Source organism: Ureibacillus xyleni (genome assembly GCF_900217795.1).
GTDB lineage: Bacteria > Bacillota > Bacilli > Bacillales_A > Planococcaceae > Ureibacillus > Ureibacillus xyleni.
Window position 1 is genome coordinate 110,363 of record NZ_OBMQ01000001.1, and the last position, 18,023, is coordinate 128,385.

At 35.7% G+C, this 18,023-nt stretch carries 12 protein-coding genes; 11 read left to right on the forward strand and 1 reads right to left on the reverse strand.

All coding sequences use genetic code 11. The features are described from left to right. Positions 1-23 precede the first annotated feature (23 nt). Positions 24-455, reverse strand: coding sequence for a helix-turn-helix domain-containing protein (locus tag CRO00_RS00585; RefSeq protein WP_097071709.1), 432 nt, complete (start codon positions 453-455; stop codon positions 24-26). A gap of 191 nt (positions 456-646) precedes the next feature. Here CRO00_RS00585 and CRO00_RS00590 point away from each other — a divergent pair, with 191 nt between their 5' ends. The 11 genes from CRO00_RS00590 (at position 647) to CRO00_RS00635 (ending at position 17,892) form a co-directional block, all read left to right on the forward strand. Beyond that, the gene (locus CRO00_RS00590; protein WP_097071710.1) at positions 647-976 is read left to right on the forward strand and encodes a hypothetical protein; all 330 of its coding nucleotides are present in this window, start codon (positions 647-649) and stop codon (positions 974-976) included. 246 nt (positions 977-1,222) lie between these two features. Further along, positions 1,223-1,693 carry an IDEAL domain-containing protein gene (locus CRO00_RS00595; RefSeq protein ID WP_097071711.1) on the forward strand — a complete coding sequence of 157 codons (471 nt, stop codon included), beginning with the start codon at positions 1,223-1,225 and terminating at the stop codon, positions 1,691-1,693. 356 nt (positions 1,694-2,049) lie between these two features. After that, the gene (locus CRO00_RS00600; protein ID WP_097071712.1) at positions 2,050-2,874 is read left to right on the forward strand and encodes a flagellin N-terminal helical domain-containing protein; all 825 of its coding nucleotides are present in this window, start codon (positions 2,050-2,052) and stop codon (positions 2,872-2,874) included. A gap of 219 nt (positions 2,875-3,093) precedes the next feature. Further along, positions 3,094-3,945, forward strand: a complete 852-nt coding sequence (locus CRO00_RS00605) for a nuclease-related domain-containing protein (RefSeq protein ID WP_097071713.1) — start codon at positions 3,094-3,096, stop codon at positions 3,943-3,945. Positions 3,946-4,522: 577 nt separating this feature from the next. Further along, the gene (locus tag CRO00_RS00610; protein ID WP_097071714.1) at positions 4,523-5,794 is read left to right on the forward strand and encodes a nucleotide sugar dehydrogenase; all 1,272 of its coding nucleotides are present in this window, start codon (positions 4,523-4,525) and stop codon (positions 5,792-5,794) included. A 97-nt stretch (positions 5,795-5,891) separates the two neighbouring features. Further along, positions 5,892-6,035, forward strand: a complete 144-nt coding sequence (locus tag CRO00_RS20040; protein ID WP_161946574.1) for a hypothetical protein — start codon at positions 5,892-5,894, stop codon at positions 6,033-6,035. A 72-nt stretch (positions 6,036-6,107) separates the two neighbouring features. Next, positions 6,108-6,785 (forward strand): RpnC/YadD family protein, encoded by a 678-nt coding sequence (locus tag CRO00_RS00615; protein ID WP_097071715.1) that lies wholly within the window; start codon positions 6,108-6,110, stop codon positions 6,783-6,785. Between the two features lie 197 nt (positions 6,786-6,982). Then, the gene (locus CRO00_RS00620) at positions 6,983-7,702 is read left to right on the forward strand and encodes a WecB/TagA/CpsF family glycosyltransferase (protein WP_097071716.1); all 720 of its coding nucleotides are present in this window, start codon (positions 6,983-6,985) and stop codon (positions 7,700-7,702) included. Between the two features lie 811 nt (positions 7,703-8,513). After that, positions 8,514-12,401 (forward strand): S-layer homology domain-containing protein, encoded by a 3,888-nt coding sequence (locus tag CRO00_RS00625; protein ID WP_097071717.1) that lies wholly within the window; start codon positions 8,514-8,516, stop codon positions 12,399-12,401. An 89-nt stretch (positions 12,402-12,490) separates the two neighbouring features. After that, a complete protein-coding gene (locus tag CRO00_RS00630) occupies positions 12,491-15,844 on the forward strand; it encodes a hypothetical protein (protein WP_097071718.1) in 3,354 nt (1,117 codons plus the stop codon). A gap of 863 nt (positions 15,845-16,707) precedes the next feature. Next, positions 16,708-17,892, forward strand: a complete 1,185-nt coding sequence (locus CRO00_RS00635) for a LamG-like jellyroll fold domain-containing protein (RefSeq protein WP_419865851.1) — start codon at positions 16,708-16,710, stop codon at positions 17,890-17,892. Positions 17,893-18,023: the final 131 nt, after the last annotated feature.

An 18,023-nucleotide genomic window follows, 5' to 3' on the forward strand; every position in this document is an offset into this window, starting at 1 on the left:
AAAGAAGTAACATCTTGAGGCTTCTATTTAAGTAAATCATCATAGACCATTAAAATCGACTTAATGGCATTTAAATATAAACGCTGCCTTTTCGCATTTAAACTATTGAGGAACCCTAACAGTTGCCTAAGTTCTGGCAAATTTGCAATTAAATCAAAATAAGATTCACCAAAATTGACCATATAACGTTCACGTAATTCTCTTGTTTGCATGGCTAATTCTTCAACGGGCATTTTCCTACGATTGCGTGATTGGTTAAGAATCATGTCCAAAAACTGTTCATCTGGGATGTTAAAGACTTCCTTTATTTTTGGAAGCAACTCAATTGGAATCGGTCTTTCGCAACGTTCGTAATTGGAATATGTATTGGGAACTAAACCAAGTTGATATGCCGCTTCCCCCTGAGTAATATTCAGTTCTTCACGGTATTGTCTCAAGTGTTTTCCAAAATGCATTTATTCAACCCCCATTTTTGTAGCTTTTATTCTAAATTTAGCTAAATTATACCATTAAATTACAAATCCCTTCGTTATGAGGTGAAGAAATTTGTCGGAGCGAGGGGAAAAGTGAAAAGGGATTGAAAAATATTTACAATAATTAGTAAAAATAGTAAGTTACAACAATATTTGAAATGGGGGAATGTCAATTGGTAATGTTTGAAGTTTCAATTCCACAAACTAACAATTACTCTGCATTTCAGTGGACGCTTACAATTTTAGAAAATCCAATGCAGAGGCGAAAAATTCAATATGCATCTTGCAATTTTTACGAAGAGATGGAACAAATCGAAATCAATGGGTTTACCTATGAGAAGTTAATTTTTGATTTTCAAAAAGGAAAATTACATATTACATTAAAGAATAACGATCCGAAAGCCGTTTTAAATATTTTAAATGCTTTAACCATTCACACCTCGCCGACTTCACAGATGTATTTTTTAAATCCGGGGAGAAGACGTCGAAAGAGAGAAACTTAAATTTTTTTGATAGCGGTTTCATAATGCATGCGAAAATAAAACAATTATCGCTAAATTTAGTGGAAAACGAGAAGTTTGAAACAAGAAAAGTATGGGGAATATAGCATTAACAAGAAGAAGGAAACGTATAATAAGTTAAGAGATATTTCAAAATTCAGACAAAATTAGGAATGAAATAGCTCGGCGAATCATATACTTCTTGAACATTTAAGTTTCTTAGAAAACTTCCATAGAGGAGGGGATTGGATGATTCAAGTGCAATTTATGAAACCCTTTTACACGAAAGTAACCGGAAAAAATTTGCGTTTAGTGTTTGCGTACCAGTATTTTTCCATTGTAAAAGATGATGAGCTGTACCATTTTGTACCGGTGGAAGGCAAGGAGATGATTGTCAACTTGGAGACGAAGCAAATTGAAAATCTTTCCGAAATTTTTGTTTTCCAGCGCGGCAATCGTTTTATTAGAATGCCATTGTATCAGTTACTTCTGATTTCGAATGTGCACGAGCATTTATCACCGATTTTGGATAAAGCCTCAACACATGAAGAAACGGTCAATCTCTTACCGAAAGATGAGGAATTATCCGAAGTACAAAAAATGATTCGTCAATTTGAAGAAGATAATCTTAACCGTCTCATTGATGATGCTTTAGAACAGCGTGACGAAAAAAGATTCTACCAACTACTTGATGAAAAGGCAAAAATGAATTGGGCATAACAATGGTGAATCAAACAACAAGTTTGGGAATGACAACGGAGGATCGACATCATGAATAGAATTAAAAAATAAGCACCCTCGATTTAATCCATAATCGAAGGTGCTTAAATTTTTAGGGGAGGAAGGGAGAGTTACAGTTACAGTTCAGATATAAACAAAGAGTTGGATGATGATCAATACAATACCAGAGCCGATGATTCCTAAAATACAATCCTCTTTTGAAAATGACAAGCGTTTTGAGTTCTTCATTGTTCTCCCTCCTGTAATCCAAGTGTTTCCAAAAGAATGGTAAATTAAACGTAAAATTTGGTAAAGGGTACCGATAAAATTATTAAATACGTTGAGGGGGCTTTCACATGTTGGGTCAATGGTCTTCTACAGGGTTGTCGATTGTCAATAATATGAATCGCAACTGGCATTCCGCAAATAAAACATTAATGCGCATTTCTACTGGGTACAGAATTAATAGCGCGGCAGATGATCCAGCTGGGTTAGCGATTTCAGAAAAAATGCGTGCGCAAATTCGAGGGCTTAATATGGCGTCCAAAAATATTCAAGATGGTATCTCCCTTGTGCAAACTGCAGAAGGCGCACTTGGAGAAACCCATGCAATGATCCAACGAATGCGCGAATTAGCAGTACAAGCTGCCAATGATACTTTGACCGATGAGGATCGGGTGCAACTACATCTTGAATTTCAGCAATTAAAGGAAGAGATTACGCGAACAGCTACGGATAGCGAATTTAATACTAAGAAGCTGTTAAATGGGGATTATGAATCGAACCCGTTGAAAATCCAAGTTGGTGCCAACGCGGGACAAACGATAGATATTTACATTGGTGGTGTTGATAGCGCAAGGCTCGGTATTGGTACATCTGATATTTTGACTAGAGAAAATGCAGACAAAGCGATTGGGGAACTGGACAATGCTTTGAAGGTAGTGTCTTCTGAACGGTCTCGGTTAGGCGCCTACCAAAATCGGATGGAGCACGCATATAACAACACAGTGAATACCGCCGAAAACCTAACAGCAGCCGAATCTCGTATCCGCGATGCCGACATTGCCAAAGAAATGATGAACTACACAAAAGCAAGCATCCTCCTGCAAGCAAGCCAATACATCCTTGCTCTTCATATGCAACAGGCTGAGTCCGTTCTAATACTATTGAAAAACGACTAAAACTCACTTTTGACGGTGGGTTTTTTACATTTACTTGGCTGTTTTTGAAAACGCATTCACAAGGGCGGCCGAGTTTGATAATTTAATAGCAAAAACGAGGAAGGTGAATGTAGTAGTGATTTTGAAAGCGTTTGAGTCAAGCCATTTCACACTAGGTCTCACTGCATTAAAAAGCGATTAAATCCTAGAAATGAAAAATTCTCTTTTATTGTCGAGGAATTGAATAAACACGAGGCTGGTGAACATGGTGAGCGATATTTACTGTCACTCTTTGAAATGAACAAGCTTCCTGAAAATACGGTAATACTGCACAATGTATCTTTTACTTCAAATATGCAAACTCAGATTGATATACTGATTATTTCTCCAAGTTGGTGTTTGATTTTAGAAGTGAAAAATATTAGGGGCGTTGTATCTTTTAATCGAAACCCTAAACAGCTTATAAGGATTAGAGAAGATGGATCTGAAGAAAATTTGGGTAGCCCAGAAGTACAGGTGGAGCAATTTCAATTCGGCCTTAATTCTTTGCTATCTAGTTTAGGAATTCGTATACCGATCTATTGTGCAATTATATGGCCTTTTAATAATGCGGTTATCAAACAGCCGCCGGAGAAATACCCTTTGTTAATGGGGCGTGAAATCTTGCAATATATTTGGTCCCTTCCTAGAGGTAAAAATATTGTTAATCCAAACCATGTAGGAAAAATAATAATGGATAATTTAAAACCATGGGAACCCTTTCCGCTTTGTGATTATTACGAAATTAGTAAAGATATGATTCTTAGAGGGGTAGAATGTCCAAACTGTGGAACCATTCCAATGAGGAGAACGTTAAGAACTTGGTGCTGTCCAAAATGCCAAAAAAATTATATGTATGCTCATACTCAAGCTTTAAAGGATTATTACATGTTAATTAGTAAGACGATTACCTCTAGAGAAGCAATGAGTTTTTTAGGATTAAGAAACCGATTCGAAGCAGTGCGAATAATCCGGGCTAATAGTACTAATAGGACTGGTGCAACTAAAACAAGTCGGTTTGAATTAAGTTTAAACGCACTAAAGAAGGTATAAGCGCACCAAATCCGGTGCAAGTGCACAAAATACAGTGCTAAGTGCACAAAAAGAGATGTAAGTGCACTAAATCCGTTGCTAAGTGCACAAAAAGAGATGTAAGTGCACCAAATCCGTTGCTAAGTGCACAAAAAGAGATGTAAGTGCACTAAATCCGTTGCTAAGTGCACAAAAAGAGATGTAAGTGCACTAAATCCGTTGCTAAGTGCACAAAAAGAGATGTAAGTGCACCAAATCCGGTGCTAAGTGCACAAAAGGAAATGTATGTGCACAAAAACGGATGCCAAATGCACAAGACAAGTGTCTAAGTGCACAAAACTATCAGTGGAAACTTCAATCTTACGATTTCATTTCACAGAATCGCGGGAAAGTTGTATACTATAATGCGAGATTGTAGAAGCATTCGTACATAAGAATAGAATGCTAGAATATAGGATCGAGTAGGTGTGCGTGTGCTGTGAATTGCATAAATTCGCAGTATGTGGGCATTTTAAATAGAAACTGCTCGAACATGATATAATGATTTATTGAATATAAACACACTCGTTCTCGAAGTTGAAAGGAAGTAACGAAGATTATGACAAAGACAGTTTGTGTTGTTGGTTTAGGATATATTGGATTGCCAACAGCGGTAATGTTTGCAAACCACGGTGTGAAGGTGCATGGGGTTGATGTGAATCCTGCAGCCGTACGAAGCATTCAAGAGAAAAAATTACACATTGAAGAAACGGGCTTGCAGGAGCGTTTGAATCAAGCTGTCGATGAAGGCTTTTTGACAGCTTCGACTTCACCGGTAGAAGCAGACGTGTTTATTGTTGCCGTTCCTTCACCAATTAATCCTGATAAAACAGCAAACTTAGAATATGTACGACAAGCAACGGCATCAATTGTGCCTTTCGTGAAAAAAGGAAACTTAGTCATTCTTGAATCAACAGTGCCGCCAAAAACAGTTGAGCGCATTATGATTCCAGAGTTAGTGAAAACAGGCCTTGAAATTGGGACAGACATTTTTGTTTCACATTCTCCAGAGCGCGTTATTCCTGGTCGTATTTTTGAAGAGTTAGTGAATAACGATCGAATTGTTGGTGGGATTAACAAAAAGTCTGCTGAATTAACAAAAGAGCTTTATGAAACATTTGTAAAAGGGAACATTCATTTAACGGATGCGACGACTGCTGAATTGGTTAAAGTCATGGAGAACACATATCGTGACGTAAATATTGCTTTTGCGAATGAGTTAGCGAAAATGGCAGAAGTGTTAGATGTGAACATTTGGGAAGCGATTAAATTTGCGAACTTCCACCCACGGGTAAATGTTCATTTCCCTGGACCTGGTGTTGGTGGGCACTGTATCGCGGTTGATCCATGGTTCTTAGTGGAGCTTGGGGCAGAGAAGGCGCAAATTATTCATATGTCTCGTAACACGAATGATAGTATGCCAGCATTTACTGCACAAAAAACGCAAAGTATCTTAAATCGTAACAAAATTGCAGGGGGCAAAGTGGCTGTACTTGGGCTTGCATTTAAAGGAAACGTAGATGATATGCGTGAAAGTCCGTCTATTGAAGTGGTTGAGCAACTGCAACATCTTGGTTTAGAAGTTGTTTCTTATGATCCACATATTAAAGAAAACAAGCATGAAACTCAGACACAAAGTTTAGAAGAAGCGACTAAGGAAGCTAATATTATTGTGGTGCTGACGGATCACAATGAATTTAAAACACTAAATCCGTTAACAATTAGCGCGGAAAATAAAATTGTGTTTGACACTAAAAACTGCTTAAACCGTGATGCATGGCAAGAGGCAGGATTCCAGTTCCATCTGTTAGGGGACGCGAAAAATAAATAAGATGAAGAAGCATGATTATTCATAATGAAATAATCGTGCTTTTTTTGTCTAGATTTATTAGAGGAGAAACAATGCATTAATAGGTGAAGAAGATACTATGAGAAATGAACGATATGAAGTGCATCCTAATAACATGGATATTGTTCAGAGGTTGATGGCAGAGAAGATGATTGGTCAATTTCCGTTAAAGGCTCTAGATCTTCAAACTGCCAGAGTTAAAAATGTGTTATCTACCGATTAACCAGATGTAAAAAAACAAAAGGATGATAAAGCTGATACCTTGTACTTATTGGAGGATGATACTCTTCTACATGTGGAGTATCAAACACGTGTGAAAAAGCATGATTCATTCCGTTTTGCTAGGTACGTACTGGATTTGTATAATAAATATAAGGATAATAAAGAAATCTCAAAGTTTTTATTTCAAAGTGTTGTTATCTATGCACCACATATAAAACGATCTGTAGTCAACGCTGTTTTTGATATCGGAGCGATCCGTTATAACTTTTTTCCACTATTTTTAAATGAGGTTAAGAAAGAAGATGACTATGAACAGATTGTTGATAAGATTCGCCAAAACCCAAACTTTGATTTAACTGAAGAAGAAAAGATGGTAATTTTGTATCGTCCTCTATTTAACAGTACAAAAGAGGAAATTGAAAATAAAGCGTTAAATGTTGTAAGAGATATTCAGGAGATGGCGGATTCGTCAGAAAATGCAAAGTTAACAGGGACACTTTTTGTACTTGTGAAAAAATATCTAAGCCTTGAAGGTCAAGAAAAAATATGGGAGGTGTTGGAAGGGATGGATATAGTACAAGAAAGATTTGAACAGAAACATCAAGAGTTGACAAAGGAATTATTTAAAGAGCTTCTTATTGAAGCTATTAAAGAGGGAGATTCTTCCCAATCAATTAATCGAATAATTAAAAAAGGTAAATTCAGTGAAGAGGAAGTAGAAACAATTTATCGCGAAATTGATGAGAATTAGTATATGAGGTACTGAATCAAAACTGATTTCGTACCTTTAACTTTTTACCAAGTAGACTTCGTCCCGGTTTGCACTTAATTAAAGTTAAGTCGAATGACAACTCAGGCTATTTTCTTATTTTCTAGTTGGGGCAAGCACTCCTTCATAATTTCTGATATGATGGAAGAAAAACATAACAAAATGGACGGTTGAATTAAATGAAAGAGACAGTATTAGGCATCAAAGTGAATACGGAGAATTACGATGAATTAATTAAAGAGATTTTCCAACGAATTGAGAAGAAAGAAAAGTCACTGATTGTTGCGATTAATCCTGAAAAGATTATTAAAGCGAAAGAAGACCCAGCTTTAAAAAAACTACTCAACGAAGCGGAATTTCAAATTCCGGATGGCATTGGGGTAATCCTAGCATCTAAAATACAAAAAGGGCAGATTACAGAACGGGTAACTGGTGTGGATATGATGATGCGACTATGCGCGGAATCAGCAAAACATCAAAAGCCCATTTTCCTATATGGTGGTAAGCCGGGAGTTGCAGATAAAGCTGCTGCAAAATTAAAAGAGCTATATCCAACTATTCAAATCGCTGGGACTCAGGATGGATACGAAAAGGATAACGAAAAAGTCCTAGCTAAGATTAATGAAGCAAAACCAGATATCCTTTTTGTGGCAATGGGTAGTCCTAAACAAGAAAACTGGATAAATGCAAACCGCGATAAACTTCACCCAACGATTTATCAAGGAGTGGGTGGGTCCTTTGATGTATTAGCAGGAAATGTGAAACGTGCACCAGAAGCATTCCAGAAAGTGGGGATGGAGTGGTTTTACCGTTTAATGAAGGAACCAAAACGGATTAAAAGACAAATTGCTTTACCATTATTCTTATTAGAAGTAGCTCGAGGATCAAAACGAAAATAGGCTTCAACACAGGCAAAGCTTACATACAGCTTTGCTTTATTACTTTTATTCAATAAATTATTCTGTAATGTTTGTAATATTAGATTGTTAAAATGTAATGAAGGTGTTACAATATAAAAAGTAGTAAAGATTTCCTCTACGATATAATTTTCCCTGCAAGGAAAACAAATGGTTGGTAGCCCGAAAAGAAGGCCTAAGCAGCATAATGCTTGGGTCTTCTTTTTTGGATGATAACGATCAATCACAATTTAGACAAATATTCTTTTCAACTCCTAGGAATATTTCTAACCCCCCCTCATATACTTATTCGGGTGATTAAATCTATCACAGTTTCAAAAGACGACTAGTTAAATTAGAAGATAAATAAATAGAATACGGACAAAAACTAATAATATTTCAAATTTCAACAATTGTAACAAGAATTTTAATTATTTTATAAAAATAATTAAAAAGTAATATAAGAGTTGCTAAATAGCAATATAGCAACATTTCTCAAGGGAATTAAGGGGAATTAGTAATAATAATGTCAAAAAGTAATATTTTTCAAAAATTACTTCCAAGTATTGTTAAAGAAAATGTTGGTACTACTAGTCGTTTTGTGTCATAATGAGAGAAATTTGAAGTTATCCCAATTGCAAATCTATGACTCAATTAAGAGCATGATATAGGCGAAATATGCCAGAAATGCTAAAAAATGATTGACATACCATTTGTATACTACTAAACTTTTATGTGTAGTTATTATTCTACTACTCTAGTAAGTTATGGATAACTAAAATTATTAATTGGACTATGAGGAGGAAATTTTTCTATGGCTAACCAACCAAAGAAATACAAAAAATTCGTAGCAACTGCTGCAACAGCTACTTTAGTAGCATCTGCAATCGTACCAGTAGCATCTGCTGCAGGATTTAAAGATGTAGCAAACAGTGATCACGCAACAGCAATCAACGCTTTAGCTGATAAAGGTGTTATCAACGGGTATCCAGATGGTACTTTCAAACCAAATAAAGAATTAACACGTTCTGACGTTGTTAAATTATTAGGTAAATATTTAGTATCTGAAGGATATGAAGTTCCTGCTGATTATTCAACAGTACAACGTTTCAACGATGTTCCTGTTGATTATAAAGACCAAGAATTAGTGAAATACGCTGCTTTAGTAAAAGAAACTGGCGTATTCAAAGGTTCTAACAACAACTTAAACGCTGCGAACAAAATTACTCGTGGTCAAATGGCTCTTGTAGTTGTTCGTGCATTAGATACATTAAACGATACAGATTTAGTTAGCTTTGTAGAAGGTCAAGATTTCGATAAAGAAGTTATTGATTTAAACTCTGCTTCTAAAGAACAACAAGCTGCAATTAACGTTCTAGATTACTTCGAAATTACTAAATCAGCTAAATTCAATCCAAACAATACAACTACTCGTGGTCAATTTGCATCATTCTTATACCGCGCGATTAACACTAACTTCTCTGATGTAACTGATGTTGCAGTTAAATCAGTAGTTGCATTAAACAATACAACTGTGGCAGTAACTTTCAATGAGAAAGTTGAAAACCTAAGTTCACTTGACTTCTCTATCGAAGGTTTAGAAGTTAAAAACGCTGCATTAAGCCAATCTGACAGTTCTGTAGTAATCTTAACAACTGCTGCACAAGAAGCTGGTAAAGAATACACAGTTAAATTAGGCGACAGCAAAATCGGCAAATTTAAAGGTATCTCTGCTGTAGTTCCAACTGCTGTTAAAGTAGTAGAATTCACTAACCCTGTTGTTGAAGGTAAAGATACAACTCAAGTAAACTCACACAACTCACAACAAGCACCACTTGGTACTCAAGTAACTTTAAGAGCACAAGTAACTGTTGCTGAAGGTCAATCTAAAGCAGGAATTCCTGTAACATTCAACATTATTGATGTATCAAATAAAGAAGGCGCATATGCTTCTTTAAATCAACCAATCATTTATGAAGCTGTTACTAATGAAGATGGTGTAGCTACTTATACTTACACTCGTTATGCTTCTACTCAATATCAACTAGTTACCCAAGATGAAGTTCAAGTATATGCTACTGGTAATCCAACAGCACGCGACTTCAGTAAAGTATACTGGGCAAATATTCAACCGTTAACTATTTCTGAAGTTACTCAAGGTAACGACCTAAACAATGGTGCTAAGAAAGTTTATAAAGTTAAACTTGCTAATGGTGCAGGTAAAACTCTTAACGTTGGTTTCTTAGACAATGTTAACGTTGATCCAAACAAAGCAAATAAAAATGTAACTATTACAGATGATACTGGTAGAGATTTAGGTTACCCAGGTCAATATACAACATCTACTGCTGGTGAATTAAACACTAAACGTGTATTCATCACTTTAGATTCTAAAGGTGAAGCAACATTTACTTTAACTGGAAGTAACGAAACTGTAACTCCATTTGTTTGGGTGGATCAAACAGCTATCAACAATACTGATCCAACAATTGGACGTTTCGACAAAACTGAATTAGTAGCATTTGCTGCACCTGTAACATTTGCTAAGAAACAAAACTTAGGTTTAACAAATGATGCACAAGGTGTTCAAAAATCTGCAGCATATAGCTCTCGTTCTAATGTTGTATTAACAAACTATAATACTCTATATGCAAACCGCGATGTATTATCAACAAAAGAATTTGAAGCTGCGTTAAAAAATGTAGGTGGACGTAACTATACTGCTGTATTAACAGACGATAAAGGTGCTAAAGCACCAGCTGGTACTGTAGTAAAAGTTAAAGTAGATATCGGTACTGCTTTAAGTAAAAATGATAACGATGCAGTTGTTTACTTAGCTGACAACAATGCTAAACGTGTTTACAAAGTATCTGATAAAGAAACAATCAACTTATACACTGATGGTAATGGTCAAGTATCATATCGCTTATTTGGTGCTAAAGACAGCTATGCAACACCAACTGTATTTGTTGAATCTGGTGATAAAGTAGATCTAGATGATAACGATTTACAAAAAGCTGGTGAAATGGTTCACTTCAGTGATGCAGTAATTAACACTGCAAAATTAACTGTTGTTGACTCTGAAACTGCTGCTGCAGTTGTTGCTGATTCAGCTACTGTAAAATACCAAACTGTAGATCAAAACGGATTCCAATACTTTGATGGTAATGAATTTGTTACTACATTCCAATTAACTACTACATTCTCTAGTGCAACAGTAAAATATACTGATTCTACTGGTAATAAAGTAGTAACTGTTAACCCAGGTTCTTCTTATTCAAATACAATTGCTGTTCCTTCAGTAGATGGCGTATCAACTATTACAGTTGAAGCGATTCGTGGAACTCGTGTGGATATTGTAGCTTCAGCTTCACGTGCTACATTACCAATCCTAACTGGTACTGCTACATTCTCTAAAGTGACAAACGAAGGTATTGGTGCAGGCCAATCTGTTACTGGTAAAGTTGTTGCAATTGATACAGTTGCTAACCGAATTTTATTAACTAATGCAGCTGGAACAAAAACTTATGAGTTAAACTATAAAAATGCTAATTTATTAACTCGTAATAGTCCTAACTCAATTGATACTTTTGAGAAGTATTTAACAGTTGGTGATGAGCTTAAATTTACTCAAGCTACTGATAACACAGTTGCTCAATTCCACAACTACGACTATGATGCATCAGCTATTAAAGTTGATGACAAATCAGTAACAGTTGTAATTGCTGATGATTTAGCTAAATATGATGATGTAACAGAAGAAGCAACAAAAGGTTATGACTTCAATAACATTACAATCGGTGCAGCATCTAAACCAGCTAAATTTGAAATCCTTGGTAACAACGTAATTCTTAAAAATGTTACAATCAATGGTGACATTTATGTAGATGAAAAAGTTGCTAACGACTTCACTCTTGATAACGTTACTGTAAACGGAAATGTTTACATTAATGGTGGAGACGGTAATACTCAAGTATTCAAAAACTCTACAATCAACGGTAAAGTATATGTAAATATTGGGGAACACGTAGAATTAACAAATACTACTATTGATGAATTAGTAGTAAAAGCAAACTATGTTTCTGTAACAGGTACAGGTACAATCAACAAAGTAACAGTAGCAAATGGTGTAAACATTTTACCAAATATCGACAAAACAATTGCTGATTTAACTGATACTACTGAAGAAGCAAAAGCAGCAGCAAAAGCAGCTTTAACAACTGCAGTAGCTAAAGCAAAAGCTGTTGATACAACTGGTAAAACTGAAGCTTCTAAGAAAGCATTGACAGATGCAATTACAGCTGCAGAAGCTGTATTAGCAAAAGCTGATGCGACAACTCTTGAGTACACTAACGCTAAAACTTCTGTAGAAGCAGCTGTAGCTGGTCTAAAAGACGAAACTACTACAAATCCTGCAGTAGTGATTACAAATGCTGAATCTAAAGCTAATAACCCATTATTACCATTCCTATTAGACTACACTATCACTGGTACTGTAGCTGAAGGAACTACTTTAGATAAATTAGAATTAACTCTAGTTAATACTGATGGTACAGAAGTTGCATACACAGCTACTAACGTTACAGTAACTGGAACTACTTTCACAGTTACATTTGGAGATCTTCAATTACCAGACAGCGTTGATGAAGTTAAAGCTGTTAAACTTGCTGGTCAAGCTGCAGTAAACGTAATTAAAAAATAATACAGTAAAATAATCAAATATAGACCTAGATTAATAGTCTAGGTCTATATTCTAAATATTAGTCTTCTAAAATATCAGGAGGTTTTAAAATGAAAAAAGGATTTAAGCTAACATCAGCAGCAGTTATCGCACTCTCAGCCGTAACTCCTGTAGCAGTATCTGCAAACACAGCAGCATCTGTACAAGATGGTTACTATATTGGAGATAAATTTTATACTGGTGAACAAATTAGTAAACTTTCAACAGCTGAAATTAAACAATTAATTAAAGCTGGTTTTAAAGCTGGTAAATTTGTTGTTGTAAGAGATGGTAAAGTTTATGACTTTGAAAGAGAAGAAGTTTATAGAGCTACAAAAGATACAGACTTAGATTCACTTGGTCAATCTTATGAGGATTTCACTAAAACTGGTAAAACTTTAAGTGAAAACGGTGTTGGAACTACAACTCCAGGTGAAACATTAAAAGTTGAATCGGTAAGTGCGATTACTGAAACTGGTAAAGATGCAACTATCTATACTAATGTTGATGATGATAAAACTGTAAAAGTTGTAGCATCTTCAGAAAATGCTGAAGGTAACGCTGTAGAAGGTGTAACATACAGCTTCGAATCAAGCAATACTAATGTAGCTACTGTTGCAGAAGATGGAACAGTTACTGCTGTTGCTGATGGTGTTGCTCGTATTACAGTAAAAACAACAAATGCTACTGAAGTAAAATCTGCATTTGTTGATGTAACTGTTGATACTGTATTAAAAGTTACTAAAGTAGAAGCAGTTGCAAATAATGTTCTTAAAGTAGATTTCAGTACTCCACTTGCAAACAATGCTGAATTAAATACAAACTATACTGTTTATAAACAAGATTTTAGTACTATTGGTATTTCTAAAGCTGAGTTTGTATCAGGATCAAATAAGAAAAGCGTTTATTTAACATTAGATAGTAATGTAGCGTTAAATACAGATTATACGCTTCGTCTTGCTAACGTACAAGATGCTGACAATCAAGTAATTGCTACAGCAAACCAAAATAATCCATTCAAAACTGGAGCTGCTTTTGATACTACTAAACCAGCTTTAACTGGCAATCCTGAAGCAACTAGCAGTCAAACAGTAGTATTAAATTTAACTAAACCTGTAAAAGATACTGGTGTTGCTAAAAACACAGCTGCATATACACTTAAAAAGAAATCTGATGGATCTGTTGTTAATGTAAGTAAAGTTGAATTCGTTAATAATCAACAAGTTAAACTTACTCTTGCAAGTAAGTTAGTTAATAATATTGACTATACATTAGACATTGCTGCTGATACTTTAGAAGATTATGTTGGAAATAAAAATGCTGCTACTGCTACTACATTTGTAGGATTCAGCGATACTGTAGCACCTTCATTATCTGCTGTTAAAGTTACTGGTACACAATCAGTAGAATTCGAATTTAATAAAGATGTTGATGAAGATGTTCGTAACTATACAACAGCTCCTAAAGTTGCAGTATTTGATGTAACTAATGGAGAAACATACTTAGGTACTGTTACTGATGGCGGTGGAGCAACGGTTGGTACTAATATTGCCCAATCTGATGAAACTGGTCATACAACGGATAAGAAATTCTTAGAAGCAGATTTATCAACTGCTTCACCTGCTGTAACACTTGCTGCTGGAAAATCTTATAAATTTGTTGTTTCTGGAATTCAAAATTTAGATGGTAAAGCTGCTGGTGAATTAACAAAGACAATTGAAATTCCTGCTGTTAACCTACAAGGTGCTGAAAAAGAAGCGGGTCAAAATAAAAAGGCAATACTTACATTTGATAAAGATGTAAATGTCAATACTGGTGATTATGTAGTAACAGTATACACTATTGAAAATGGTGAAATTAAATCTACTGAAGTGTTAACTAATACGGGCTTAGATGCTGCTGGATTAAACGCAAAACAGTTACGTGTAACATCTGCTAATAATTTTGATGCAGGTAAAACATATCGTGTAACTATTAATAAAGTTGAGAATGGTCAAAATTTAGATTATGTAAAACTACAATCAGCAGAGTTTACAGTTGCGGATACTTCAACTAAACCAGTTCTTGAAAGTGCAACGCAAGTTGTAAATTCTGGAAATAAACTTGAATTAGCTTTCAATACTGAAATTGCTGCAAGCCAAACATTTGACTATGATTTATTCAAAGCTGGTTCTTCTATCCCAGTTGATACTGGTAGAGGTGAAACAAGTGATTTAGTTAAGAGTGCAGTTGATGGTAAAAAAGCTACTTTAGAATTAAATGCAGGTGTGACTTTAGAAGATGGAGTAAACTATACACTTAAACTTAAAGGTATTGTTGCTCAAGGACAAGCTTCTTCTGTTGAAGGATTCCAAACAGTTACTTTCACTGGTAAAGACTATGTAGATCCTACTGTATCTGCTATTGAATTAGTTGATGCTAATACTGTAACATTAAAATTTGATGAAAAAGTTGATATCTCTGGAGTAACTTCATTTGAAGTTCTTGCTCCAAAAGATACTTGGGATGATGCATGGGTAGCTGCAACTCCAACTTTAGGTGTAGACGGTAAAACAGTAACACTAAAAACAGCTAAACCAATTGCAACTGGATTCGCAGCAAGTAATGCAAACGTAAGAATTTCAGGTGTAATCAAAGATAAATCAGCACAAGCAAACGAACTTACAGCTAGCGAATTTGCTACTGATTTAGGATCAGCAACTGCTACTGATAATGCTAAGCCTGTTGCTATTAAGTCTTATATCGACAACGGCGATAAAGATGTTATCAATGTTCTATTCTCTGAAGAGCTTAATGCAGCTCCAGCAAATGCAGGTTGGACATTGAATGGATTTACAGGTTATGCTTTTGATGCTGCTGCATCTCTAGCTTCTGATGAATCAATTGTACAATTAGATTTAGATGGAGATATCAATACAATTGCCCTTGATCAATCAGCGTTATCTTTACAATTCACTGGTACAGATGCAGTAGATAAAGCTCAAAATCTTGCAGCTGATGCTTTCTATAACTTAAAAGTAACTGAAAATGTTAAACCAGGTGCTGGTACTGTGACTGCTGTTGCAACTACTGGTAAAGCAGATGGAGATGTGCAAACTGGTGATACTATCACATTAACATTAGATGAGCAAATTTTAACATCTACATTAACTGCTAGTGATATCACAATTACTTTAGATGATGATAGTACTTCTAATGGAGATGCAACTGTATTAACAGGTAGTGATTTAACTCTAAGTTGGACAAATGATAACACAGTAGTAATTACTATTGCTAAAACTGGTGTAAATGTTGCTTTAGATGGTACAAATGATTCTGCAACTTTAGATATTGCTGCTGGTACTTTTGAAGATAAGAATAATAACACTAATGCTGGAATCACTGGTAAAGCTATAAGTGGTTTCCAAACTCCTGCTGGACCTTAATACGAAACGTTACTTTATAAACTAGTTTACTAGTGAAATAAGTGGAATTAGACCTCATGGACAATACTTTAATTAGTAACCCTCCATGAGGTCCTTTTCTAACTATCGTGGTTGGATTCATCAGGGAAGTTCTGATGTGTGAGTAACAGTTCCAAAAGCTCACAAGCCTAATCCTCCTGTATCCAGTGAGAGTCTATCTACTCTAAGGGGTGAAGTCAGGTGAAGTCGTACTTAGGTGAAATTCCTGAGGCGGGGCTCCTTAAAAAATGACTATGGCTAGGACGACGAATCCATGTAGGCTGTATGTGTCAATTACATGTGCGAATATGCTAGGAGTTCACATGTATTTCTATCATCTTTAATGGTGATACGAGCATCCGAACAATTAGGAACTGTTAAACGGATGATGTGCATACTGTATAGTGGGAGCCTAAGGTCATTAAAAGAAGGGAACAACACGATGGAACGTTTGAAGTCTAGTAGGTGGAGGTTGGATAGAACCAGTGATGCCTAGTAGATGGCAGCGGGTTCGTAGTAGTGTCGATCGCTAGCCGTTTGGACTTGCATGGTAACATGTAAGAAGGATAAAACTAGCAGGAGCGAAGGAACCCAGTCAGTAGTAGATTCTTTATATAAGCTTATTTCCCTATATAAGTTTAAAACAAAGGTAGGCGACTCAGACAAGACACTATGTTTTGTTAGGTTGTCTACCTTTTTTCTTTAGTTTCTACTGTTGACGGATCGCCGTGTGCGGTGAAAGCCGCCTGCACGGTGAAGGCTCGTTCGAAAGCCGTAAGGTATAAGACGGGAATAGCACACCAGCACCAATTATTGATACGCCACCCACTGCAACATCAGTAATTATTACAGGTACTCCTACTGTGGATACAATATTAACTGGAACTTATGTATATAGTGATATCAATGGTGATGTGGAAGGCACTTCAACATTCCGATGGTATGCTGATGGAGTAGCAATTTCTGGAGCAACAGCAAATACGTATACATTAACAGTTGCTGAAGTAGGAAAAACAATTGAATTTGGCGTAACTCCTGTAAACGCAAAGGCAAGTGGTATTGAAGTGAAGAGTGCAGCAACTGCTGTTGTAGTTGCACCACCAATTGTAATACCATCAATAATTAATCCTATGTTCCAAAATTTAACCTATAATGGAACTGTCGCTAAAACGTCTGGTGGTTTAGGTCCAGTAACATACCAAGTAACAACAGGAATACTTCCAAATGGATTAACTTTAAATCCATTTACAGGAGCGATTACTGGCAAACCAACTGTAACAGGAGCTTATAACTTCACAATAACAGCAACAGATTCTTCACCCGTACCTTTAACTAAAGTACAACAATACGTAGGTACAATTACAAACCCCTTGGTATTACATCTAACATTCGATGGTACGACAAATGATTCTTCAGGATATGGCAATCATGGAACAATTATTCATCAGGAGAATGTTGTTTATGATGGAGGTGTAATTGGAAATGCCATTAAATTTGGAGGCGTTCGAGCCACTGGAAGTGTGAAAGTGGAACAAAATAGTTCACTTGCATTGAATAATGAAGTTACTTTAGCTTATTGGCTGAGAATGGATAGTCATTATGGTGAGTATAACTCGGACGGAAACTATATTGCAAAAGGGAATCATGCTGTTTTTGTTAAAGGTAATGAAGGTCGATTAAGTAGTTATATTTATACTGGCGCACATAAAGCTGACCTATGGTATCAACGAAGTCCTGGTAACAAAACAATAATGGTAACTAATCCCTTTACAGTAGGTGACTGGGTTCATGTAGCGTTTACAATTTCACCAACCCAACAAAAAGGCTATATTAATGGAGTGGAGGTTTCGACTGGAAATCTTATAGTTCCAGCAGATTTAACCACATCCAATAATCCCGCTGAACCAATTTATATCGGATGGCTGAATGAACAATATTACGCACTAAATGGGGCAGTGGATGATTTAAGAATGTATAACAAAGCGTTATCAGCTAGTGATATTAGTGTACTTTATCAATTACGTAATTAAAAGTCAGAGGAATAGAATCTACTAGGTATTTTAGTTAAATTGCTAAACTTTTAGCATAAGGAAAATCGATGCTATTGTTAGATGTCCTGTGTGAAGGGAATAATTCCTGAAATATTTATTAAGTGTTCCAT